The organism is Romboutsia timonensis (assembly GCF_900106845.1).
Taxonomy (GTDB): domain Bacteria; phylum Bacillota; class Clostridia; order Peptostreptococcales; family Peptostreptococcaceae; genus Romboutsia; species Romboutsia timonensis.
Genome location: NZ_LT629850.1, coordinates 1398966 through 1424113, shown reverse-complemented (window position 1 = coordinate 1424113; position 25148 = coordinate 1398966). Strand labels below are relative to the sequence as shown.

The window sequence follows — 25148 nt, the reverse complement described above, 5'->3', positions numbered from 1 at the left end:
CAAGTTAAAGATATACAAAGATCTATAGAAAGGGCAGAAGAACGTTCATTAGATGCAAGTGACAAAGCTCTTAAAAAAGTAGAAAAGGCAAAAAGGTTAACTAATGAATATAATGGACTAAAAGGAGAATATATGAAGTATATACATGAAAAGGATGTAGAACCAGAGCCTGAGAATGTTGAAGATAAAGAAGATGTAGTTGAAGAAGAGGAAAAAGAAGAAAAAGAAGAAGAGTAATTAAATAATTATAAGTTAAAGCTAGTTTATTAAACTAGCTTTAACTTTTTATAAAGTTGCAAAAACATTTAAGAACACAATTAATTAATGCTTTAATGAAATAGTAATTAAATTTTAGGCTATAATGTCATATAATCTTGGTGTATAATATATAAAATCTTAAATATTATGAAAAGGAAAACTTTAATATGATAATTGATATAACACAAACAACTAAAATAGGAAGAGTTTATAGAGCGGGATCAGAGCCATTAAAAGTAGAAAATGTAACTAGATACTCAAAAAGTGGAAGTGAATACACTACAATATCATTTTCTTGTGATGTTCATAATATGGGGACACATATAGATGTAATGAATCCAGATGTGGTAATAGAAAATGAAAGACTAATAGGTGAGGGGATAAAGTTTGATGTTTCACATATACCAAACAAAGTAATAAAACTAAAAGACTTAGATCTTTCTCTTGTAAAAGAAGGGATATATGTATTTTTTCAAACAAACTGGGATCAATATTTTGAAGATGAAGAAAAATACAACAATCATCCAGAAATATCTATAGAGGTTATAAAATACCTAGTAGATAAAAACGTTAATATGATAGGAATAGATACTTTAGGTCTAGGAGTTAGCAAAAATCATGGAATTATAGATAAATACCTTGGTGATCATAAAATGTATGCCATAGAAAACTTATGTAACTTAAAGANATACTATAAATTAAGAATTGTAAATTATTAATGCAATTTTTAAGCAATACATTAATATAATTAATAATTTTGGAGGTATTAAATTGAGTAAAATAAAAAATAAAAAACAAGAAAATAATAGCTTAGAGTATCTTAATGAATTAGTTCAAAAACTTTCAAATAAAGAAATTGAAATATCTCAAAATCATGAACAAATAGCAGCTTTAGAAAAGCAAGCTATTGCTGTACATGAAAAAGGGGAAGTATTACGTAAAGAGGCTAAAGAATTAGTATCTCAAGTACAATCATGGCTAAAAGAATATGGAGAAGGATATAATTTAAACTATAAAGGGGAGAAGTGTGCAGAAATAGAAAAACAAGTTAAAGATATACAAAGATCTATAGAAAGGGCAGAAGAACGTTCATTAGATGCAAGTGACAAAGCTCTTAAAAAAGTAGAAAAGGCAAAAAGGTTAACTAATGAATATAATGGACTAAAAGGAGAATATATGAAGTATATACATGAAAAGGATGTAGAACCAGAGCCTGAGAATGTTGAAGATAAAGAAGATGTAGTTGAAGAAGAGGAAAAAGAAGAAAAAGAAGAAGAGTAATTAAATAATTATAAGTTAAAGCTAGTTTATTAAACTAGCTTTAACTTTTTATAAAGTTGCAAAAACATTTAAGAACACAATTAATTAATGCTTTAATGAAATAGTAATTAAATTTTAGGCTATAATGTCATATAATCTTGGTGTATAATATATAAAATCTTAAATATTATGAAAAGGAAAACTTTAATATGATAATTGATATAACACAAACAACTAAAATAGGAAGAGTTTATAGAGCGGGATCAGAGCCATTAAAAGTAGAAAATGTAACTAGATACTCAAAAAGTGGAAGTGAATACACTACAATATCATTTTCTTGTGATGTTCATAATATGGGGACACATATAGATGTAATGAATCCAGATGTGGTAATAGAAAATGAAAGACTAATAGGTGAGGGGATAAAGTTTGATGTTTCACATATACCAAACAAAGTAATAAAACTAAAAGACTTAGATCTTTCTCTTGTAAAAGAAGGGATATATGTATTTTTTCAAACAAACTGGGATCAATATTTTGAAGATGAAGAAAAATACAACAATCATCCAGAAATATCTATAGAGGTTATAAAATACCTAGTAGATAAAAACGTTAATATGATAGGAATAGATACTTTAGGTCTAGGAGTTAGCAAAAATCATGGAATTATAGATAAATACCTTGGTGATCATAAAATGTATGCCATAGAAAACTTATGTAACTTAAAGAATATTCCAAATAAAAACTTTAAGGTATATTGCTTACCTATGAAAATAGAAGGATTAGATGGGTATCCAGCTAGGATACTAGTAGAGTTTTAATTATGATAAAAGAACGAAGACGTATAATTATAGACTTTGAAGTACTATCAAAAGCAAATTTCTGGATATGTTGTATGAAAGACTATAAAACTCAAAAAGAACATACCATAATTAATGATAGAGAAGAATTACTACGAGTTTTTAATAAAAATAAAGATTCAGTATGGGTAGGTTATAACATAAGAGGCTATGATCAATGGATATTAAAAGCAATAGTTGCAGGAATTGATCCATGTAAAGTATCTGATATGCTTATAGAACATAAGGTATCAGGTTGGAAGATAGATAGAAAACTACATAAGATACCACTATATATATTTGAAATAAGTGATACATATAGAAGCTTAAAAGAATTAGAATTATTTATGGGGGAGGATATAAGGGAAAGTACTGTAGACTTTAATTTAAATAGATATCCAAATAACAAAGAAATAGATGAACTTGTATCATATTGTATGCATGATGTTAAAATGACATTTAAAGTGTTTGAGCAAGTATATTATAGATATGAAGCACAAATAGGACTTATTGAATATTTTAATTTAGATAGTTCTATGATAAATAAAACAGAAGCTCAACTAAGCTCATACATATTACAAGCGAAAAAGCCAAACTATGAAAGAAATTATACAAAAGATTTTAGAATAATAGACACTTTAAATCTTAATAAGTACAAATATATAAAGAATTGGTATGAAAATTATAATAATAGAGATTTTAAAAAATATTTAAGAGTAAATGTGTATGGAATAGAAACTGACTTTGGTTGGGGAGGACTACATTCAGCTAGGAAAAAATATGAAGCACATGACTTTATAGTAAACTCAGATGTTAGTTCTTTCTATCCATCTATAATGATAGAATATGGACTATTAAGTAGAAATGTANTAGTAGAGTTTTAATTATGATAAAAGAACGAAGACGTATAATTATAGACTTTGAAGTACTATCAAAAGCAAATTTCTGGATATGTTGTATGAAAGACTATAAAACTCAAAAAGAACATACCATAATTAATGATAGAGAAGAATTACTACGAGTTTTTAATAAAAATAAAGATTCAGTATGGGTAGGTTATAACATAAGAGGCTATGATCAATGGATATTAAAAGCAATAGTTGCAGGAATTGATCCATGTAAAGTATCTGATATGCTTATAGAACATAAGGTATCAGGTTGGAAGATAGATAGAAAACTACATAAGATACCACTATATATATTTGAAATAAGTGATACATATAGAAGCTTAAAAGAATTAGAATTATTTATGGGGGAGGATATAAGGGAAAGTACTGTAGACTTTAATTTAAATAGATATCCAAATAACAAAGAAATAGATGAACTTGTATCATATTGTATGCATGATGTTAAAATGACATTTAAAGTGTTTGAGCAAGTATATTATAGATATGAAGCACAAATAGGACTTATTGAATATTTTAATTTAGATAGTTCTATGATAAATAAAACAGAAGCTCAACTAAGCTCATACATATTACAAGCGAAAAAGCCAAACTATGAAAGAAATTATACAAAAGATTTTAGAATAATAGACACTTTAAATCTTAATAAGTACAAATATATAAAGAATTGGTATGAAAATTATAATAATAGAGATTTTAAAAAATATTTAAGAGTAAATGTGTATGGAATAGAAACTGACTTTGGTTGGGGAGGACTACATTCAGCTAGGAAAAAATATGAAGCACATGACTTTATAGTAAACTCAGATGTTAGTTCTTTCTATCCATCTATAATGATAGAATATGGACTATTAAGTAGAAATGTAAAAAAGCCGGATAAATACAAAGAGATAAGAGATACTCGAATTAAGTTTAAAAAAGAAAATAATCCAATAGAAAAATCTCTAAAAATAGTATTAAATAGTGCATATGGAGCATGCCTAGATGTAAATAATGAGCTATATGACCCACAACAAGGTACAGCAATCTGTGTAAATGGACAATTATTGTTACTAGATTTAATAGAAAAAGTAGAGCTTGAGTTTGGAGATAAGGCTATATTTATACAAGGTAATACTGATGGTGTTATGTTTAAGTTTAATTCTAAAGAAGATGTAGATAGATATTTAGAGATTTGTAGTAATTGGTGTAAAAGAACGGGTATGGAGTTAGAGCACGATTTTATTAAGAAAATAATTCAAAAAGATGTAAACAACTATATTTATATAAAAGAAGATGGTCAAATAAAAAGTAAGGGAGCTTATGTTAAAAAACTAAGCATAATAGATAACGATTTACCTATAGTTAATAAAGCTATTAAAGAAAAATTAATAAATAATATAGATATAGAGACAACAATAAACAATGCTACAGATCTTATAGATTTTCAAAAGTGTGTAAAAGTAACCGGTAAATATAGCCACGTTGTATATGGTAAAGATAATATAGACTTAAAAGTACTTAGAGTATTTGCAAGTAAATCTATACTTGATAGTGCTATTATGAAAGTAAAACCAGATGGAAAGTTAGAAAAGATTAGTTATACACCAGATAGAGCTTTTATTGATAATGGAAATATTATAGGTAAAAAAGTACCTGATTATTTAGATAGAAATTGGTATATAAATTTAGCTAAAGAAAGATTGGATAGTTTTATACCTGAAGATACTTTTACATTATTTGATTATTTAGATATTTTATAATTCATAAATAATAAAAAACTGAGAAGGATATTAAATTAATAGTTTTCTAATAGTATAAGAAATCTTATATATGAATAAACTATAAAATAGAATAAGTGCAATAAAAAAAGCAATGAACTTTACAATAATTATAGTTCTCATAAAGCATAAATTTACCTCATAATATATGCATAGGGGTGAATTTATATGAAATATTATATAAAGGTTGAAAAAAATGTAAAAATATTAGTAGAAGATATAAATTTTGATTTAGGAAATCCTATAATGTTTGTTCATGGATGGCCATTAAATCACAATATGTATGAATATATAATAGAATATTTTGCAAGTAGAGGACATAGATGTATAGCAATAGATCTTAGAGGTTATGGTAATTCAGATAAACCCTACACAGGGTATGATTATGATAGAATGGCAATGGATATAAAACTTGTAATTGATGCACTTAAATTAAGTGATATTACTTTAGTAGGCAACTCTATGGGTGGTGCAATTTGCTTAAGATATATGTCTAAATTTAATGTAGATAAAGTATCAAGGCTTTNGAGCGGGATCAGAGCCATTAAAAGTAGAAAATGTAACTAGATACTCAAAAAGTGGAAGTGAATACACTACAATATCATTTTCTTGTGATGTTCATAATATGGGGACACATATAGATGTAATGAATCCAGATGTGGTAATAGAAAATGAAAGACTAATAGGTGAGGGGATAAAGTTTGATGTTTCACATATACCAAACAAAGTAATAAAACTAAAAGACTTAGATCTTTCTCTTGTAAAAGAAGGGATATATGTATTTTTTCAAACAAACTGGGATCAATATTTTGAAGATGAAGAAAAATACAACAATCATCCAGAAATATCTATAGAGGTTATAAAATACCTAGTAGATAAAAACGTTAATATGATAGGAATAGATACTTTAGGTCTAGGAGTTAGCAAAAATCATGGAATTATAGATAAATACCTTGGTGATCATAAAATGTATGCCATAGAAAACTTATGTAACTTAAAGAATATTCCAAATAAAAACTTTAAGGTATATTGCTTACCTATGAAAATAGAAGGATTAGATGGGTATCCAGCTAGGATACTAGTAGAGTTTTAATTATGATAAAAGAACGAAGACGTATAATTATAGACTTTGAAGTACTATCAAAAGCAAATTTCTGGATATGTTGTATGAAAGACTATAAAACTCAAAAAGAACATACCATAATTAATGATAGAGAAGAATTACTACGAGTTTTTAATAAAAATAAAGATTCAGTATGGGTAGGTTATAACATAAGAGGCTATGATCAATGGATATTAAAAGCAATAGTTGCAGGAATTGATCCATGTAAAGTATCTGATATGCTTATAGAACATAAGGTATCAGGTTGGAAGATAGATAGAAAACTACATAAGATACCACTATATATATTTGAAATAAGTGATACATATAGAAGCTTAAAAGAATTAGAATTATTTATGGGGGAGGATATAAGGGAAAGTACTGTAGACTTTAATTTAAATAGATATCCAAATAACAAAGAAATAGATGAACTTGTATCATATTGTATGCATGATGTTAAAATGACATTTAAAGTGTTTGAGCAAGTATATTATAGATATGAAGCACAAATAGGACTTATTGAATATTTTAATTTAGATAGTTCTATGATAAATAAAACAGAAGCTCAACTAAGCTCATACATATTACAAGCGAAAAAGCCAAACTATGAAAGAAATTATACAAAAGATTTTAGAATAATAGACACTTTAAATCTTAATAAGTACAAATATATAAAGAATTGGTATGAAAATTATAATAATAGAGATTTTAAAAAATATTTAAGAGTAAATGTGTATGGAATAGAAACTGACTTTGGTTGGGGAGGACTACATTCAGCTAGGAAAAAATATGAAGCACATGACTTTATAGTAAACTCAGATGTTAGTTCTTTCTATCCATCTATAATGATAGAATATGGACTATTAAGTAGAAATGTAAAAAAGCCGGATAAATACAAAGAGATAAGAGATACTCGAATTAAGTTTAAAAAAGAAAATAATCCAATAGAAAAATCTCTAAAAATAGTATTAAATAGTGCATATGGAGCATGCCTAGATGTAAATAATGAGCTATATGACCCACAACAAGGTACAGCAATCTGTGTAAATGGACAATTATTGTTACTAGATTTAATAGAAAAAGTAGAGCTTGAGTTTGGAGATAAGGCTATATTTATACAAGGTAATACTGATGGTGTTATGTTTAAGTTTAATTCTAAAGAAGATGTAGATAGATATTTAGAGATTTGTAGTAATTGGTGTAAAAGAACGGGTATGGAGTTAGAGCACGATTTTATTAAGAAAATAATTCAAAAAGATGTAAACAACTATATTTATATAAAAGAAGATGGTCAAATAAAAAGTAAGGGAGCTTATGTTAAAAAACTAAGCATAATAGATAACGATTTACCTATAGTTAATAAAGCTATTAAAGAAAAATTAATAAATAATATAGATATAGAGACAACAATAAACAATGCTACAGATCTTATAGATTTTCAAAAGTGTGTAAAAGTAACCGGTAAATATAGCCACGTTGTATATGGTAAAGATAATATAGACTTAAAAGTACTTAGAGTATTTGCAAGTAAATCTATACTTGATAGTGCTATTATGAAAGTAAAACCAGATGGAAAGTTAGAAAAGATTAGTTATACACCAGATAGAGCTTTTATTGATAATGGAAATATTATAGGTAAAAAAGTACCTGATTATTTAGATAGAAATTGGTATATAAATTTAGCTAAAGAAAGATTGGATAGTTTTATACCTGAAGATACTTTTACATTATTTGATTATTTAGATATTTTATAATTCATAAATAATAAAAAACTGAGAAGGATATTAAATTAATAGTTTTCTAATAGTATAAGAAATCTTATATATGAATAAACTATAAAATAGAATAAGTGCAATAAAAAAAGCAATGAACTTTACAATAATTATAGTTCTCATAAAGCATAAATTTACCTCATAATATATGCATAGGGGTGAATTTATATGAAATATTATATAAAGGTTGAAAAAAATGTAAAAATATTAGTAGAAGATATAAATTTTGATTTAGGAAATCCTATAATGTTTGTTCATGGATGGCCATTAAATCACAATATGTATGAATATATAATAGAATATTTTGCAAGTAGAGGACATAGATGTATAGCAATAGATCTTAGAGGTTATGGTAATTCAGATAAACCCTACACAGGGTATGATTATGATAGAATGGCAATGGATATAAAACTTGTAATTGATGCACTTAAATTAAGTGATATTACTTTAGTAGGCAACTCTATGGGTGGTGCAATTTGCTTAAGATATATGTCTAAATTTAATGTAGATAAAGTATCAAGGCTTTGTTTACTCAGTGCTGCAGCACCAAAATGGGTTCAATCATCTAATTGGCCATATGGATATACTGTAGATGAAGTAAATAAACTTATAGATAGTTTTAAGAGCGATAAACCTAAAGCAATAAGAGACACATCAGAATCATTTTTTTATAAATTTACTAGTCAAGGTATATTAGATTGGTTCTTTAATATGTGTTTAATGGCACCCTTATGGTCAACTGTTAACTCTTTACGTGCACTTAGAGATGAGGATGTATTTAATGATTTAACTAATATAAAAATACCTACATTAATATTACATGGTGTACATGATACTATATGTCCTTATCCCTTTGCTGAATATATGAATAGAACAATAAAAAATTCTGTTTTAACTCCTTTAACAGATGGAGGACAAGGTGCATTCTATGAATGTAAATATGAAATAAATAAATCACTTGAAGCATTTATATATAATTACAACCAATGATAGATAAGTTTAAATTTTTGATTATATAAGTTTTAATTAAAATACTTCATTAATTAAAACTACTAAGTTGTATTATCTAAAAGTACCATAGATAATACAACGCATTTTATAATGTAGAATTATTATTAGAACATATATATTATAAACCAATTAATAGAAAGAAATTAAATATATCGCACAAGAGATATAGCTATTTTTATTTCAAATTTATAGCATAACTATCTAATATAGCATTTTATAAAATAAATAAAAATACAAACGTAGACTAAAAATAATTGTGCTATACTTATTAGTAAGTAGTTATTAGACTCAAAACAAGAATTAAATGGGGGTATCATATGAACAATCAAGGGGAAAAACAACAAAATTCAAAAGACACATCTAGTGTAGTGGTAGAAAAACTATTAAGCTCTAGATCACTAATCATTTCGGGAGAGATAAATCAAGAGTTAGCTGAAAAAGTAGCAACACAATTATTAATACTACAAGAAATGGGAGATGAACCAATAAAACTATTTATCAATAGCCAAGGTGGTCATGTAGAAGCAGGAGATACTATACATGATATGATTAAGTTTATAAAACCACGTATTATTGTAATAGGTACTGGATGGGTTGCAAGTGCAGGAATAACTATATATCTTGCAGCTGATAAAGAGGATAGATATTCATTGCCAAATACTAGATACATGATACACCAACCATTAGGTGGATGCCAAGGTCAAGCGACAGATATAAATATAGAGGCAAAAGAAATAGTAAGAGTTCGTAAAAGAATTAATAATATAATAAGTAATGCTACAGGTCAGCCACTAGAGAAGGTTGAAAAAGATACAGATAGAAACTATTGGTTAAATGCAGAAGAAGCAGTTGATTATGGTATAGTAAACAAAATTATAACAAGCTATGATGAATTACCTAATTTATAATATCAATGTAGTATGGAAAAATACTTTAAATAAAGATTATAGTTAAAATTTATATAAATAAGATAAAGCCTTGCAATCATTTAGTTTTTAATGATTTAAGGCTTTTTATTATAAAATTATTTAATACATTAAAGTAAAATTAATAACTATGTAACAATTTTTAGTTAGGTTGTATTTTATGTTAATATATAGTCTTTTTACAAGTGGATAAAAATAATTTCATAAAGTTTATGTATTAATTATTATGGTATAATACTAAAAGCGAAAAAATAAAACAACTAAGGAGAATTTATGGACAAAAATAAAATGAAAAAGATATTGTTTATAAACTTTATAACAATGGCAACCTTTAATATGGCACATCCAGTAACGCCATCGCTTATAAATGCACTAAGTATGCCAACATATATGTTTGGTGTATTATATTCAACAATGTCAATAGCTCACTTTGTAATGTCTCCTATATGGGGTTCAATGTCTGACCAAAAAGGGAGAAAAAGATTTTTAGTTATAGGTGTAATTGGTTATGGTATTAGCCAACTAGGGTTTGGATTTATAGAAAGTACACCTTTAATACTTTTATTTAGAATAGCAGGTGGTGCTATGTCAGTAGCATTTATAACTACATGTATAGCGTATGTAAGTGACATATCTTCAAAAGAAGAAAGAACAAAGTATATGTCATATCATACAGCCACAACATCTATAGCTAGTTCTGCAGGAGCTTTAATAGGTGGATTTTGTGGCGTATATGGATATAAAGTTGCATTTTTAACTCAGTTTATACTATGTTTAGTAGTTGCAGGTATTATATACTTTATAGTAGATGAAACTGTAGAGAAAAAACAAGGTAAGATAGAAGTTTATACAAAACACCTTAAAAAAGGAAATAAAACTACTAAATTAAATCCTATACTAAGTACAATGATGATAGTTATGACTTTAGTAACTATAGCAACGACTTCTTATAATTCTACAATAAACTATTACTTAGAATCAGTTCTTAATATGCCAACAATGGTAAATGGTATAGTTATGGCTGTTGCAGGGTTTATAGCATTAATTATGAATCTATGGATAAACCNATTGGTTAAATGCAGAAGAAGCAGTTGATTATGGTATAGTAAACAAAATTATAACAAGCTATGATGAATTACCTAATTTATAATATCAATGTAGTATGGAAAAATACTTTAAATAAAGATTATAGTTAAAATTTATATAAATAAGATAAAGCCTTGCAATCATTTAGTTTTTAATGATTTAAGGCTTTTTATTATAAAATTATTTAATACATTAAAGTAAAATTAATAACTATGTAACAATTTTTAGTTAGGTTGTATTTTATGTTAATATATAGTCTTTTTACAAGTGGATAAAAATAATTTCATAAAGTTTATGTATTAATTATTATGGTATAATACTAAAAGCGAAAAAATAAAACAACTAAGGAGAATTTATGGACAAAAATAAAATGAAAAAGATATTGTTTATAAACTTTATAACAATGGCAACCTTTAATATGGCACATCCAGTAACGCCATCGCTTATAAATGCACTAAGTATGCCAACATATATGTTTGGTGTATTATATTCAACAATGTCAATAGCTCACTTTGTAATGTCTCCTATATGGGGTTCAATGTCTGACCAAAAAGGGAGAAAAAGATTTTTAGTTATAGGTGTAATTGGTTATGGTATTAGCCAACTAGGGTTTGGATTTATAGAAAGTACACCTTTAATACTTTTATTTAGAATAGCAGGTGGTGCTATGTCAGTAGCATTTATAACTACATGTATAGCGTATGTAAGTGACATATCTTCAAAAGAAGAAAGAACAAAGTATATGTCATATCATACAGCCACAACATCTATAGCTAGTTCTGCAGGAGCTTTAATAGGTGGATTTTGTGGCGTATATGGATATAAAGTTGCATTTTTAACTCAGTTTATACTATGTTTAGTAGTTGCAGGTATTATATACTTTATAGTAGATGAAACTGTAGAGAAAAAACAAGGTAAGATAGAAGTTTATACAAAACACCTTAAAAAAGGAAATAAAACTACTAAATTAAATCCTATACTAAGTACAATGATGATAGTTATGACTTTAGTAACTATAGCAACGACTTCTTATAATTCTACAATAAACTATTACTTAGAATCAGTTCTTAATATGCCAACAATGGTAAATGGTATAGTTATGGCTGTTGCAGGGTTTATAGCATTAATTATGAATCTATGGATAAACCCTTATTTAAGTAAAAAGTTTAATGAAAAATATACATTAGTAGTTGCTTGTGTAGTATCAGGTGTAAGTATGTTAGTAGCTTCATTATTTAATAACATAATGCTTAGCTTTATGTTTATAATGATATTTGTTGGAAGTAGTGCTTTAGTTACTCCAATACAACAAAGTATAGTATCAAAACTTGCTAAGGATAATTATGGAGAAATAATGGGAATACAAGGGTCTTACAAGGCTATCGGTATGATTGTAGGGTCATTAGCTTCTGGATTTATATTTGATATAGGAAATAAATTACCATTTATATTAAGTGGAATATGTTGCTTAATAGTATGTATCTTGGTATCTAGAATTTCTTTAAAAGAAAAAGCTGAAACGATTAGTGTATAAGTGAAAGGGACTGTCTCAAAATAGAGATCAGTCTCTTTTATTTTAACCATAAGTATAAATTCACGACGTAAGGGTTAATTATAATAACTTAGATGTACCTATATAGTAAATATAATGACTATTTTGTAACATTTTTGAAACAAATACCATGTATAATAGAATTATAGCAAACATCATAGGAGGAAGGCAGAATATGAAAATTAAAACCTTTATAATCAGCGCTATAACCCTATTTATATCACTGTACTTAATAATTGGATATCACTCTTTAAAACATATAGATAAAAATAGAATAGATGTAAGTAAGTATATAACACTTGTTGATGAAGTAAGTGAAAATAAAGTACAGGTAAATTGGAAATATGTAGTTTCAATTATAGCAGTGGAAAATAAAAATAAAATAAAGAATATATCAGATGATANTAAATGCACTAAGTATGCCAACATATATGTTTGGTGTATTATATTCAACAATGTCAATAGCTCACTTTGTAATGTCTCCTATATGGGGTTCAATGTCTGACCAAAAAGGGAGAAAAAGATTTTTAGTTATAGGTGTAATTGGTTATGGTATTAGCCAACTAGGGTTTGGATTTATAGAAAGTACACCTTTAATACTTTTATTTAGAATAGCAGGTGGTGCTATGTCAGTAGCATTTATAACTACATGTATAGCGTATGTAAGTGACATATCTTCAAAAGAAGAAAGAACAAAGTATATGTCATATCATACAGCCACAACATCTATAGCTAGTTCTGCAGGAGCTTTAATAGGTGGATTTTGTGGCGTATATGGATATAAAGTTGCATTTTTAACTCAGTTTATACTATGTTTAGTAGTTGCAGGTATTATATACTTTATAGTAGATGAAACTGTAGAGAAAAAACAAGGTAAGATAGAAGTTTATACAAAACACCTTAAAAAAGGAAATAAAACTACTAAATTAAATCCTATACTAAGTACAATGATGATAGTTATGACTTTAGTAACTATAGCAACGACTTCTTATAATTCTACAATAAACTATTACTTAGAATCAGTTCTTAATATGCCAACAATGGTAAATGGTATAGTTATGGCTGTTGCAGGGTTTATAGCATTAATTATGAATCTATGGATAAACCCTTATTTAAGTAAAAAGTTTAATGAAAAATATACATTAGTAGTTGCTTGTGTAGTATCAGGTGTAAGTATGTTAGTAGCTTCATTATTTAATAACATAATGCTTAGCTTTATGTTTATAATGATATTTGTTGGAAGTAGTGCTTTAGTTACTCCAATACAACAAAGTATAGTATCAAAACTTGCTAAGGATAATTATGGAGAAATAATGGGAATACAAGGGTCTTACAAGGCTATCGGTATGATTGTAGGGTCATTAGCTTCTGGATTTATATTTGATATAGGAAATAAATTACCATTTATATTAAGTGGAATATGTTGCTTAATAGTATGTATCTTGGTATCTAGAATTTCTTTAAAAGAAAAAGCTGAAACGATTAGTGTATAAGTGAAAGGGACTGTCTCAAAATAGAGATCAGTCTCTTTTATTTTAACCATAAGTATAAATTCACGACGTAAGGGTTAATTATAATAACTTAGATGTACCTATATAGTAAATATAATGACTATTTTGTAACATTTTTGAAACAAATACCATGTATAATAGAATTATAGCAAACATCATAGGAGGAAGGCAGAATATGAAAATTAAAACCTTTATAATCAGCGCTATAACCCTATTTATATCACTGTACTTAATAATTGGATATCACTCTTTAAAACATATAGATAAAAATAGAATAGATGTAAGTAAGTATATAACACTTGTTGATGAAGTAAGTGAAAATAAAGTACAGGTAAATTGGAAATATGTAGTTTCAATTATAGCAGTGGAAAATAAAAATAAAATAAAGAATATATCAGATGATAAAATAAAGAATACAGCTAATTTATTTATAGAAAAATCAGATAATGGTTATAAGTTAAATAGTTTAGATAATGTATTAAATAAATTAAATTTTACTGACAAAGAAAAAGAAAGAGTAAATGATTATATAGACCAATTAAAATACTTTGGATTAACCCCTTATAGATTAAAAGAAGATAGTAAATACACTAAATTTATAGAAGAAATAAAAGATGAAGCCATTAAAAATTATAAAGAATATAAAATATTACCATCAATAACAATAGCTCAAGCAATTTTAGAATCGAGCTGGGGAGAATCAGATTTAGCTCAAATATATAATAATCTATTTGGAATTAAAGCAGATTCAAGTTGGAAAGGTGAGTATGTTACATTAGAAACATTTGAGTTTTATGATACAAAAATAGAAGATAAATTTAGAGTATATAGTAATAAAAATCAATCTATAAAAGACCATGCAAAATTTTTAGTAGATAATCAAAGATATAAAAAATATGGTGTATTTGAAGCAAAGACTTATATAGAACAAGCATATGCTTTACAAAATGCAGGCTATAGTACAGCAGAAGATAACAGTGGACAAAAGAGATATGCAAAAGATTTAATAGAGATAATACGCCAATACAATCTTCAATTAATTGATAGTGAAATAAAGATAAGTGATTAATATATAATGTCTTAATAAAAGGTTAATACATGTAAAGTGATAAAGTTTATTAAATAATTGTTTAATAAACTTTATAAAAGGTATTTATAATACTAAATAATCTGTTGTGCTAGTTATTTTACTAAACATATTGAAATTACTATATAAAGTTTTTTAACTATCAAAATATAGCTCGTTGGACTCTAGTATTTTCAATAATTATAATTAACTAGCACAACGAGTTAAATAAGTTAATATTACATGTAGCTGAAGGAGAAAGTAATGATGAGATATTTTATTGTACAAGGAAAAATAAAAAATCAAGATAAAATGAACGATAGTATAATGAAAGAACATATGGCTTATTCTCAAAAAGCAATGGATAATGGGTTAATATTAATGNAGATGTAAGTAAGTATATAACACTTGTTGATGAAGTAAGTGAAAATAAAGTACAGGTAAATTGGAAATATGTAGTTTCAATTATAGCAGTGGAAAATAAAAATAAAATAAAGAATATATCAGATGATAAAATAAAGAATACAGCTAATTTATTTATAGAAAAATCAGATAATGGTTATAAGTTAAATAGTTTAGATAATGTATTAAATAAATTAAATTTTACTGACAAAGAAAAAGAAAGAGTAAATGATTATATAGACCAATTAAAATACTTTGGATTAACCCCTTATAGATTAAAAGAAGATAGTAAATACACTAAATTTATAGAAGAAATAAAAGATGAAGCCATTAAAAATTATAAAGAATATAAAATATTACCATCAATAACAATAGCTCAAGCAATTTTAGAATCGAGCTGGGGAGAATCAGATTTAGCTCAAATATATAATAATCTATTTGGAATTAAAGCAGATTCAAGTTGGAAAGGTGAGTATGTTACATTAGAAACATTTGAGTTTTATGATACAAAAATAGAAGATAAATTTAGAGTATATAGTAATAAAAATCAATCTATAAAAGACCATGCAAAATTTTTAGTAGATAATCAAAGATATAAAAAATATGGTGTATTTGAAGCAAAGACTTATATAGAACAAGCATATGCTTTACAAAATGCAGGCTATAGTACAGCAGAAGATAACAGTGGACAAAAGAGATATGCAAAAGATTTAATAGAGATAATACGCCAATACAATCTTCAATTAATTGATAGTGAAATAAAGATAAGTGATTAATATATAATGTCTTAATAAAAGGTTAATACATGTAAAGTGATAAAGTTTATTAAATAATTGTTTAATAAACTTTATAAAAGGTATTTATAATACTAAATAATCTGTTGTGCTAGTTATTTTACTAAACATATTGAAATTACTATATAAAGTTTTTTAACTATCAAAATATAGCTCGTTGGACTCTAGTATTTTCAATAATTATAATTAACTAGCACAACGAGTTAAATAAGTTAATATTACATGTAGCTGAAGGAGAAAGTAATGATGAGATATTTTATTGTACAAGGAAAAATAAAAAATCAAGATAAAATGAACGATAGTATAATGAAAGAACATATGGCTTATTCTCAAAAAGCAATGGATAATGGGTTAATATTAATGTCTGGACTTAAATCTGATATAAGTGGTGGAGTATTTATTATGAAAGCAGAGTCTATTGAAAAAGTAGAAATCTACCTATCTAATGAACCACTTAAAGTTAATGACATACAAGACTATAGTATATTAGAGTTTTCACCACATTATTTTAACCAATCACCAAATGAATGGTTTAACAAATAATTTAAAAGAGTGATTTATATTTCTAAAACTAATTATTTTTATATTAGTCTATTATGTACAAAAGAGGCTATATCAAAATGGATAAGCCTCTTTTTTGTGAAAAAATATATTTAAAAAGAGTTGCAATGTTGTAACAAAAGTTGTACTATATGAGTATAAATAATATATGAACGATTATTCATATATATAAATATTCATATATTTATATAGGAGGAACTTATGAAAGATATAGAAGTATGTTGCAGTAATGAACTGCATGAAGATATAGTTGATTCTGTAAGAGCTAAAATGCCAGATACAGAAATGTTATATGAATTAGCGGAACTATTTAAAGTATTTGGAGACACAACAAGAGTAAGAATATTATACGCACTATCAGCGCAAGAGATGTGTGTATGTGATATAGCAGATCTATTAGATATGACTCATTCGTCAATATCACATCAGCTTAGAGTTTTAAAACAAGCTAGATTAGTAAAATTTAGAAAAGAAGGAAAAATTGTATTTTACTCTCTAGATGATTGCCATATAAGTCAAATATTTAGTTGTGGGCTTGAACATATAGAAGAAAGATATAAAAGATAGGAGATGAGTTTGTGGGAGCGTGTAGTATAAGTAAAAAAGAGATAATACTAGGAGGCTTAGACTGTGCTCATTGTGCAGAAGTAATTAATGACAAGGTATCTAAATTAGAAGAAATAGAATATTGTAACTTAAACTTCATAAATAAAAAACTGACTATAGAAATAGCTTGTGATTTAGAAATAGATAAAGATGATGTTGTATCAGAAGTTATAGATATAATAAATGATACAGAGCCAGGACTTGATATAAAAGTATTGGGAAATGAAAACACAAATAATAAAAAAGTTGAAATCACATTAGGTGGGTTAAATTGTGCTCATTGTTCAGAAGAAATAGGAAATAAAGTATCGAAATTAGACAATGTAGTACAGTCTAACTTAAATTTTATAAGTAAAAAGCTTACCGTTGAAGTAGCTAAAAACGTAGATNCTTTATAAAAGGTATTTATAATACTAAATAATCTGTTGTGCTAGTTATTTTACTAAACATATTGAAATTACTATATAAAGTTTTTTAACTATCAAAATATAGCTCGTTGGACTCTAGTATTTTCAATAATTATAATTAACTAGCACAACGAGTTAAATAAGTTAATATTACATGTAGCTGAAGGAGAAAGTAATGATGAGATATTTTATTGTACAAGGAAAAATAAAAAATCAAGATAAAATGAACGATAGTATAATGAAAGAACATATGGCTTATTCTCAAAAAGCAATGGATAATGGGTTAATATTAATGTCTGGACTTAAATCTGATATAAGTGGTGGAGTATTTATTATGAAAGCAGAGTCTATTGAAAAAGTAGAAATCTACCTATCTAATGAACCACTTAAAGTTAATGACATACAAGACTATAGTATATTAGAGTTTTCACCACATTATTTTAACCAATCACCAAATGAATGGTTTAACAAATAATTTAAAAGAGTGATTTATATTTCTAAAACTAATTATTTTTATATTAGTCTATTATGTACAAAAGAGGCTATATCAAAATGGATAAGCCTCTTTTTTGTGAAAAAATATATTTAAAAAGAGTTGCAATGTTGTAACAAAAGTTGTACTATATGAGTATAAATAATATATGAACGATTATTCATATATATAAATATTCATATATTTATATAGGAGGAACTTATGAAAGATATAGAAGTATGTTGCAGTAATGAACTGCATGAAGATATAGTTGATTCTGTAAGAGCTAAAATGCCAGATACAGAAATGTTATATGAATTAGCGGAACTATTTAAAGTATTTGGAGACACAACAAGAGTAAGAATATTATACGCACTATCAGCGCAAGAGATGTGTGTATGTGATATAGCAGATCTATTAGATATGACTCATTCGTCAATATCACATCAGCTTAGAGTTTTAAAACAAGCTAGATTAGTAAAATTTAGAAAAGAAGGAAAAATTGTATTTTACTCTCTAGATGATTGCCATATAAGTCAAATATTTAGTTGTGGGCTTGAACATATAGAAGAAAGATATAAAAGATAGGAGATGAGTTTGTGGGAGCGTGTAGTATAAGTAAAAAAGAGATAATACTAGGAGGCTTAGACTGTGCTCATTGTGCAGAAGTAATTAATGACAAGGTATCTAAATTAGAAGAAATAGAATATTGTAACTTAAACTTCATAAATAAAAAACTGACTATAGAAATAGCTTGTGATTTAGAAATAGATAAAGATGATGTTGTATCAGAAGTTATAGATATAATAAATGATACAGAGCCAGGACTTGATATAAAAGTATTGGGAAATGAAAACACAAATAATAAAAAAGTTGAAATCACATTAGGTGGGTTAAATTGTGCTCATTGTTCAGAAGAAATAGGAAATAAAGTATCGAAATTAGACAATGTAGTACAGTCTAACTTAAATTTTATAAGTAAAAAGCTTACCGTTGAAGTAGCTAAAAACGTAGATGAAAAATTAGTTATAGAAGAAATTATAGATATAATAAATGATACAGAACCAGGACTTGATATAAAAGTTAATTTTTTAGATACAAAGAAAGAAAACAAAGTAGAAGCTATTGAAGAAGTTGAACCTTCAAACAAACGTGATTTAATAAAATTAATTATAGGTAGTATAATGTATATCTTTGGAATTTTCCAAACTGCAACTGGATTTGAAAGTAAGTTTGTTAATATACTATTTTTAATAGTTTATTTAATAGTAGGTTATGATGTATTATTAAAAGCCTTAAAAAATGCATCAAAAGGTAGAGTATTTGATGAAAACTTCTTAATGTCTATAGCAACAGTAGGAGCTGTTATAATAGGAGAAGTACCAGAAGCAGTAGGAGTTATGCTTTTTTATAAAATAGGTGAATATTTACAAAGTATAGCAGTAGGAAAATCTAGAAAATCAATAACTTCACTTATGCAAATAAGACCAGATTCTGCTAACTTAAAAGTTGGATCAGAAATAAAAGTAGTTTCTCCAGAAGAAGTAAGTATTGGAGATATAATAGTTGTAAAGCCAGGTGAAAAAATACCTCTAGATGGAGTAGTAGTAGATGGTTTTTCAATGGTTGATACATCAGCACTTACAGGAGAATCGGTTCTTAGAGAAATAGGTGTAGGAGAGTCTGCATTATCAGGATTTATAAATAAAAATGCACTATTAACAATTGAAGTAACTAAAGAATTTGGAGAATCAACAGTTTCAAAAATACTTGATTTAGTTGAAAATGCAAGTAGCAAAAAATCTAAAACAGAAAACTTTATAAGTAAGTTTGCAAAATACTATACACCATTTGTATTATTTTCTGCTATGGCAATAGCATTTATACCACCACTAGTAGTACCTAATGCTGAATTTTTAGATTGGTTTTATAGAGGACTAGTATTTTTAGTTGTTTCTTGTCCTTGTGCTTTAGTTTTATCAATACCATTATCATTCTTTAGTGGAATTGGTAACTCATCTAAACATGGGATATTAATAAAGGGAAGTAACTATTTAGAAGCACTTAAAAATGTAGATACAGTAGTATTTGATAAAACTGGTACACTTACAAAAGGTGTATTTAAAGTAACAAAAGTATCGCCTGTTGGAATAAGTGAAAAAGAGTTAATAGAATATGCTGCATATGCAGAAGTAAATTCAAACCATCCAATAGCAAAATCTATAGTAAATTACTATAAAGAAAGTATAGACTTAGAAAAAATAACATACTTTGAAGAAATAGCAGCACATGGTATAAAAGTAAAATATAATGATTTACACATATTAGCTGGTAATGATAAGTTAATGAGCAGTGAAAATATATTATATTTCAAAACTGATGATATAGGAACAGTAGTTTATATAGCAGTTAATGGAGCTTATAGAGGATATATAGTAATATCTGATGAAATAAAAGAAGATAGTAAAGAAGCTATAAAAAAACTAAAATTAAGTGGTGTTAAAGAAGTTGTAATGTTAACAGGAGACAATGAAAATGTAGCAAATAAAATTGCTAAGGAGCTAGGAATAGATAAAGTTTATTCAAACTTATTACCTAATGAAAAAGTTGATAGATTAGAAGAAATATTTAAAAATAAATTATCAAAAGAAAAAGTTGCATTTGTTGGAGATGGTATAAATGATGCTCCAGTACTTGCAAGAGCTGATGTTGGTATAGCAATGGGAGCATTAGGGTCAGATGCAGCAATAGAGGCAGCCGATGTAGTTTTAATGACTGATGAGCCAAGTAAAATTGCTAAAGCAATAGAAATAGCAAGAAAGACAAATAAAATAGTATGGCAAAATATTGTATTTGCATTAGGGGTTAAGGCCATAGTATTAATACTAAGTGCAGGTGGAGTAGCTACTATGTGGGAAGCAATATTTGCAGATGTAGGAGTTGCTTTAATAGCAGTATTAAATGCAATGAGAGTTATGAAATAAATAAAAGCTATGTAAAATAAAGTGTGTATTTTCTAAAAAAATTATGATAATTAGTATATCTAATGTCATAATATAGAATAAGATACACACTTTTTTGTGAATTAAATCTTAAAATTAGATAAAATATTTTGTTTAGTTTTTTGAATATGATAAAATATTAATGGAAAATATTTGTAAATATATTACGATGAAACTAAAGTAGCTTGAAAGGAATATACTATGAAAAAGATTTTCAAAGTAATATCTATATTATTATTAGTTATTATGTCTATTACAGTGTTACTCTATGTAAGATACTTAAATCTTGATACCTATACATGGGATACTGATAAGGGCATATTAACTTTAGGAGAAAAACAATATAAATGTGAATTAGTTAATAACTCAATAGATTTAAAGCTAGAAAAACAAATAGGTAAGATTAAAGGAGAAGATTTCTCGTTTAGGGTATGGTCTATTAAGGGAGAAAGTATAAATGAGCAAATAGCCATTAAAGGTTTTATGTTCCCAGTAGATATATATAGCAGAATTAAATAGCGATTAAACTAATATTAATATATAAAAGCACTTGCTTAGTAGCTAGTGCTTTTATTGTATAAAAATAAATATTTTATAGTGCAAATTTTATAAAATTTTATAATAAAGAAGTAAGCTCACTTATAACATCATCAACAGAACGTAGCTTATCAGCTTTGTATGCATCAGCACCACAGAATAATAGTCCATTTTCTACATCACCACTAACAGCATTTATCAAAGCCTTTGAAATGCAGTAAGGAGTATCTTTTGGGTTGCATTTAGATATACTTTATTAAAAATATTATGTACCAACTTAAACAGATTATAAAATTTATTATAGTAACAAGTGAAAATAAAATAAATGGAGAATATATGAAATGACAAATACTCAAGAGCTATTAAATAAATTATTGGTACAGTTATTTAATGATATTTTACATATAGAAGAAAATTCCCTTAAAAATATAGATTTGATGGATTTATCAATGACGGAAATACATACCATAGAAGCTGTAGGAATAAAAGATGCAAAAACTATGGGAGAATTGCACATGATTTGAGAATAACAGTAGGAACACTTAGTGCAGCTATAACAAAACTTATAAAGAAAGGATATGTTGAGAGAAAGAGGACCGAAGAAGATAGAAGGNTCTATTACAGTGTTACTCTATGTAAGATACTTAAATCTTGATACCTATACATGGGATACTGATAAGGGCATATTAACTTTAGGAGAAAAACAATATAAATGTGAATTAGTTAATAACTCAATAGATTTAAAGCTAGAAAAACAAATAGGTAAGATTAAAGGAGAAGATTTCTCGTTTAGGGTATGGTCTATTAAGGGAGAAAGTATAAATGAGCAAATAGCCATTAAAGGTTTTATGTTCCCAGTAGATATATATAGCAGAATTAAATAGCGATTAAACTAATATTAATATATAAAAGCACTTGCTTAGTAGCTAGTGCTTTTATTGTATAAAAATAAATATTTTATAGTGCAAATTTTATAAAATTTTATAATAAAGAAGTAAGCTCACTTATAACATCATCAACAGAACGTAGCTTATCAGCTTTGTATGCATCAGCACCACAGAATAATAGTCCATTTTCTACATCACCACTAACAGCATTTATCAAAGCCTTTGAAATGCAGTAAGGAGTATCTTTTGGGTTGCATTTAGATATACTTTATTAAAAATATTATGTACCAACTTAAACAGATTATAAAATTTATTATAGTAACAAGTGAAAATAAAATAAATGGAGAATATATGAAATGACAAATACTCAAGAGCTATTAAATAAATTATTGGTACAGTTATTTAATGATATTTTACATATAGAAGAAAATTCCCTTAAAAATATAGATTTGATGGATTTATCAATGACGGAAATACATACCATAGAAGCTGTAGGAATAAAAGATGCAAAAACTATGGGAGAATTGCACATGATTTGAGAATAACAGTAGGAACACTTAGTGCAGCTATAACAAAACTTATAAAGAAAGGATATGTTGAGAGAAAGAGGACCGAAGAAGATAGAAGGGTGGTACTTGTAAGTTTAACATCTAAAGGAGAAAATATTTATAGGGAACATCAAGTATTTCATGAAGAAATGATTACTTCAATGCTGGGTAATTTCTCAGAAGAAGAAGAACATATACTTGCAATAGCGCTAAAAAAAATTGAATAACTTCTTTGAAGAAAAATATGAAGGACTTAAATAGAAAAATAAAATTATAAAGGCTATATATTAAATTTAAAAAAATTTTAATATATAGCCTTTTCATTATTTTATATATTTAACCTGCAAATCTTAATGAAGTAAGAATCACGATAATAGCCGTAACAAAAATTGGTATAACTACCGATGTAACAAAAATATCTTTATAAGATTCCTTATGAGTAAGTCCACAAATCGCAAGAGTTGTAATAACAGCTCCATTGTGAGGTAGAGTATCAAGTCCACCAGAAGATAAAGATGCAATTCTATGAAGAATTTCCGGTGAGATGTTTAAAGCTTGACTCATATGTAAATAAGTAGGTGCTAAAGCATCAAGTGAAATCCCAAGACCTCCTGAAGCTGAAGCTGTAAGACCACATATTAAATTTACAGATAAAGCTTCAGATATTATTGGATTTGAAGATATACCAAATATAAATGACTGTATAACTCCAAATACAGCTAATGATTTTATGACACTTCCGTATCCAACAATTGCACTTGAATTAAGTAACGGTCTAAAAGAATTTGTTACACCTATATCAAGTATTGACTTTAAATTTTTTATTTTTTTTAAATTAGTTAAAACTATAAAAACATCTGCTAAAACAATTGCTATAATAACACTCCATGTTCCAGATACACTACTTAAAGTAGTTCCAAATTCACTTAAGTAGCTACCATCTATATTTTCATAATAGACCTTTGAGAAAAATAAGTTAGTAACAAATATTATTATTATAGGTAATATAGCACTAAATATATTTGGTAAATTACTATAATCTGTTTCTATACTTTTATCACTGTGATTTCCATATCCTTCGCCATTTACTTTAGCAGATTTTGCACGTTTAGTAAGCCAAAGCATACCAAGAGTTAACATCATAACACTAGCAACTATTCCTATTATAGGAGCTGCAAATGTATCAGTTCCAAAGTATTTCATAGGAATAACATTTTGGATTTCTGGAGAGCCTGGAAGTGCTGTCATTGTAAAAGTAAATGCTCCAAGAGCAATAGTTCCAGGAATAAGTCTTTTAGGAATATCAGCTTCTTTAAATAACATAGATGCAATTGGATATAGTATAAATGCAACTACAAATAAAGATACTCCTCCATATGTAAGAAGTGCTCCTGATAATACGACTGCAAGTATTGATTTATCTTTCCCAAGTTTTTGAGTAATAAAATGAGCGATAGATTTGGCATAATTAGCTTCTTCCATAAGCTTTGCAAATATAGCACCTGTCATAAACAGTGGGAAGTAATTTTTTATAAAGTTTGCAAAACCAGACATATAAACTTCTGTATAATTAGCCATTAAATGACCATTAAATCCTGTTGTAAGAATTATTGTTATAATAGCAATTATGGGTGCTGTGATAATTGTTGAGTACCCTTTATATGCTAAATACATGATAATTATTAATGATAAAATTAAACCTAATATGCTAAACATAGCTGTTCCTTTCTTTATATATAAGATTATTTTTATAATATATTACCCTTATATAAAAACAATAAACATCTTATAGTATATAAATATACTTAAATATCCTAAAACAATAAATAAAAATATAATAAAAATTACCAAAAACATTGAAAAAAATGTCGAAAAATGTTTATA

General features: G+C 26.6%; 30 protein-coding genes. 27 read left to right on the top strand and 3 right to left on the bottom strand.

Annotation, left to right across the window (positions count from 1 at the left end):
• From BN7997_RS15785 to BN7997_RS09270, 22 genes are all read left to right on the top strand, one after another.
• On the top strand, window positions 1-237 hold a 237-nt coding region (locus BN7997_RS15785), incomplete at its 5' end, for a hypothetical protein (RefSeq protein ID WP_195906813.1).
• Between the two features lie 188 nt (window positions 238-425).
• A complete protein-coding gene (locus BN7997_RS09380; RefSeq protein ID WP_071120539.1) occupies window positions 426-977 on the top strand; it encodes a cyclase family protein in 552 nt (183 codons plus the stop codon).
• A 52-nt stretch (window positions 978-1029) separates the two neighbouring features.
• Window positions 1030-1539: a hypothetical protein gene (locus BN7997_RS09375; RefSeq protein WP_071120538.1), complete on the top strand. Its 510-nt coding sequence runs from the start codon at window positions 1030-1032 to the stop codon at window positions 1537-1539.
• Between the two features lie 188 nt (window positions 1540-1727).
• Window positions 1728-2339, top strand: a complete 612-nt coding sequence (locus BN7997_RS09370; RefSeq protein ID WP_071120537.1) for a cyclase family protein — start codon at window positions 1728-1730, stop codon at window positions 2337-2339.
• Between the two features lie 904 nt (window positions 2340-3243).
• The gene (locus BN7997_RS09360) at window positions 3244-5004 is read left to right on the top strand and encodes a hypothetical protein (protein WP_071120534.1); all 1761 of its coding nucleotides are present in this window, start codon (window positions 3244-3246) and stop codon (window positions 5002-5004) included.
• Window positions 5005-5190: 186 nt separating this feature from the next.
• The gene (locus tag BN7997_RS09355) at window positions 5191-5589 is read left to right on the top strand and encodes an alpha/beta fold hydrolase (RefSeq protein WP_071120536.1); all 399 of its coding nucleotides are present in this window, start codon (window positions 5191-5193) and stop codon (window positions 5587-5589) included.
• Window positions 5531-6115 carry a cyclase family protein gene (locus BN7997_RS09350; RefSeq protein WP_330385896.1) on the top strand — a complete coding sequence of 195 codons (585 nt, stop codon included), beginning with the start codon at window positions 5531-5533 and terminating at the stop codon, window positions 6113-6115. The genes BN7997_RS09355 and BN7997_RS09350 overlap by 59 nt, the downstream gene beginning before the upstream one ends.
• A gap of 2 nt (window positions 6116-6117) precedes the next feature.
• On the top strand, window positions 6118-7878 hold the full coding sequence (locus BN7997_RS09345) for a hypothetical protein (protein WP_071120534.1): 1761 nt from the start codon (window positions 6118-6120) through the stop codon (window positions 7876-7878).
• Between the two features lie 186 nt (window positions 7879-8064).
• Window positions 8065-8886 carry an alpha/beta fold hydrolase gene (locus BN7997_RS09340; protein ID WP_071120533.1) on the top strand — a complete coding sequence of 274 codons (822 nt, stop codon included), beginning with the start codon at window positions 8065-8067 and terminating at the stop codon, window positions 8884-8886.
• 338 nt (window positions 8887-9224) lie between these two features.
• Complete coding sequence (locus BN7997_RS09335) at window positions 9225-9815, top strand: ATP-dependent Clp protease proteolytic subunit (RefSeq protein WP_071120532.1); 591 nt, start codon at window positions 9225-9227, stop codon at window positions 9813-9815.
• A gap of 291 nt (window positions 9816-10106) precedes the next feature.
• Entirely contained in the window at window positions 10107-10928 is an 822-nt protein-coding gene (locus BN7997_RS09330) for an MFS transporter (RefSeq protein ID WP_071120531.1), read from the top strand.
• A gap of 346 nt (window positions 10929-11274) precedes the next feature.
• Window positions 11275-12453: an MFS transporter gene (locus BN7997_RS09325; protein ID WP_071120530.1), complete on the top strand. Its 1179-nt coding sequence runs from the start codon at window positions 11275-11277 to the stop codon at window positions 12451-12453.
• A gap of 449 nt (window positions 12454-12902) precedes the next feature.
• Complete coding sequence (locus tag BN7997_RS09315; RefSeq protein ID WP_195906811.1) at window positions 12903-13964, top strand: MFS transporter; 1062 nt, start codon at window positions 12903-12905, stop codon at window positions 13962-13964.
• 193 nt (window positions 13965-14157) lie between these two features.
• The gene (locus BN7997_RS09310) at window positions 14158-15051 is read left to right on the top strand and encodes a glycoside hydrolase family 73 protein (RefSeq protein WP_071120527.1); all 894 of its coding nucleotides are present in this window, start codon (window positions 14158-14160) and stop codon (window positions 15049-15051) included.
• Between the two features lie 470 nt (window positions 15052-15521).
• Window positions 15522-16226, top strand: a complete 705-nt coding sequence (locus BN7997_RS09305) for a glycoside hydrolase family 73 protein (protein WP_071120526.1) — start codon at window positions 15522-15524, stop codon at window positions 16224-16226.
• A 264-nt stretch (window positions 16227-16490) separates the two neighbouring features.
• Complete coding sequence (locus BN7997_RS09300) at window positions 16491-16787, top strand: YciI family protein (RefSeq protein ID WP_071120524.1); 297 nt, start codon at window positions 16491-16493, stop codon at window positions 16785-16787.
• 219 nt (window positions 16788-17006) lie between these two features.
• The gene (locus tag BN7997_RS09295; RefSeq protein ID WP_071120523.1) at window positions 17007-17372 is read left to right on the top strand and encodes an ArsR/SmtB family transcription factor; all 366 of its coding nucleotides are present in this window, start codon (window positions 17007-17009) and stop codon (window positions 17370-17372) included.
• Window positions 17373-17383: 11 nt separating this feature from the next.
• The gene (locus BN7997_RS09290) at window positions 17384-17809 is read left to right on the top strand and encodes a heavy-metal-associated domain-containing protein (protein WP_071120525.1); all 426 of its coding nucleotides are present in this window, start codon (window positions 17384-17386) and stop codon (window positions 17807-17809) included.
• Between the two features lie 187 nt (window positions 17810-17996).
• Entirely contained in the window at window positions 17997-18293 is a 297-nt protein-coding gene (locus BN7997_RS09285; RefSeq protein WP_071120524.1) for a YciI family protein, read from the top strand.
• 219 nt (window positions 18294-18512) lie between these two features.
• The gene (locus BN7997_RS09280) at window positions 18513-18878 is read left to right on the top strand and encodes an ArsR/SmtB family transcription factor (protein ID WP_071120523.1); all 366 of its coding nucleotides are present in this window, start codon (window positions 18513-18515) and stop codon (window positions 18876-18878) included.
• A gap of 11 nt (window positions 18879-18889) precedes the next feature.
• Window positions 18890-21274 (top strand): heavy metal translocating P-type ATPase, encoded by a 2385-nt coding sequence (locus BN7997_RS09275; protein ID WP_143023195.1) that lies wholly within the window; start codon window positions 18890-18892, stop codon window positions 21272-21274.
• Between the two features lie 219 nt (window positions 21275-21493).
• Window positions 21494-21811, top strand: a complete 318-nt coding sequence (locus tag BN7997_RS09270) for a hypothetical protein (RefSeq protein ID WP_071120522.1) — start codon at window positions 21494-21496, stop codon at window positions 21809-21811.
• 97 nt (window positions 21812-21908) lie between these two features.
• Here the strand turns inward: BN7997_RS09270 and BN7997_RS15440 are convergent, their stop codons facing one another.
• The gene (locus BN7997_RS15440; RefSeq protein ID WP_330385875.1) at window positions 21909-22031 is read right to left on the bottom strand and encodes a hypothetical protein; all 123 of its coding nucleotides are present in this window, start codon (window positions 22029-22031) and stop codon (window positions 21909-21911) included.
• A 139-nt stretch (window positions 22032-22170) separates the two neighbouring features.
• On the opposite strand from BN7997_RS15440, the gene BN7997_RS15260 reads away from it, so the two are divergent.
• The 3 genes from BN7997_RS15260 (at window position 22171) to BN7997_RS16375 (ending at window position 22713) form a co-directional block, all read left to right on the top strand.
• Entirely contained in the window at window positions 22171-22353 is a 183-nt protein-coding gene (locus tag BN7997_RS15260; protein ID WP_071120521.1) for a hypothetical protein, read from the top strand.
• Window positions 22350-22484, top strand: coding sequence for a MarR family transcriptional regulator (locus BN7997_RS16450; protein ID WP_456300063.1), 135 nt, complete (start codon window positions 22350-22352; stop codon window positions 22482-22484). Before BN7997_RS15260 ends, BN7997_RS16450 begins: the two co-directional genes overlap by 4 nt.
• Window positions 22453-22713: a hypothetical protein gene (locus BN7997_RS16375; RefSeq protein WP_074010968.1), complete on the top strand. Its 261-nt coding sequence runs from the start codon at window positions 22453-22455 to the stop codon at window positions 22711-22713. The genes BN7997_RS16450 and BN7997_RS16375 overlap by 32 nt, the downstream gene beginning before the upstream one ends.
• A 97-nt stretch (window positions 22714-22810) precedes the next feature.
• On the opposite strand, the gene BN7997_RS15435 is transcribed toward BN7997_RS16375, so the two are convergent.
• Window positions 22811-22933: a hypothetical protein gene (locus tag BN7997_RS15435; RefSeq protein ID WP_330385875.1), complete on the bottom strand. Its 123-nt coding sequence runs from the start codon at window positions 22931-22933 to the stop codon at window positions 22811-22813.
• Between the two features lie 139 nt (window positions 22934-23072).
• On the opposite strand from BN7997_RS15435, the gene BN7997_RS16335 reads away from it, so the two are divergent.
• Together BN7997_RS16335 and BN7997_RS16330 are read left to right on the top strand one after the other, a co-directional pair.
• Window positions 23073-23255, top strand: coding sequence for a hypothetical protein (locus BN7997_RS16335; RefSeq protein WP_071120521.1), 183 nt, complete (start codon window positions 23073-23075; stop codon window positions 23253-23255).
• Window positions 23252-23491: a MarR family winged helix-turn-helix transcriptional regulator gene (locus BN7997_RS16330; protein WP_330385874.1), complete on the top strand. Its 240-nt coding sequence runs from the start codon at window positions 23252-23254 to the stop codon at window positions 23489-23491. Before BN7997_RS16335 ends, BN7997_RS16330 begins: the two co-directional genes overlap by 4 nt.
• 109 nt (window positions 23492-23600) lie before the next feature.
• Here BN7997_RS16330 and BN7997_RS09250 read toward each other — a convergent pair whose 3' ends face one another.
• Window positions 23601-24980 carry a GntP family permease gene (locus BN7997_RS09250; RefSeq protein WP_071120519.1) on the bottom strand — a complete coding sequence of 460 codons (1380 nt, stop codon included), beginning with the start codon at window positions 24978-24980 and terminating at the stop codon, window positions 23601-23603.
• Between the last annotated feature and the right edge of the window lie 168 nt (window positions 24981-25148).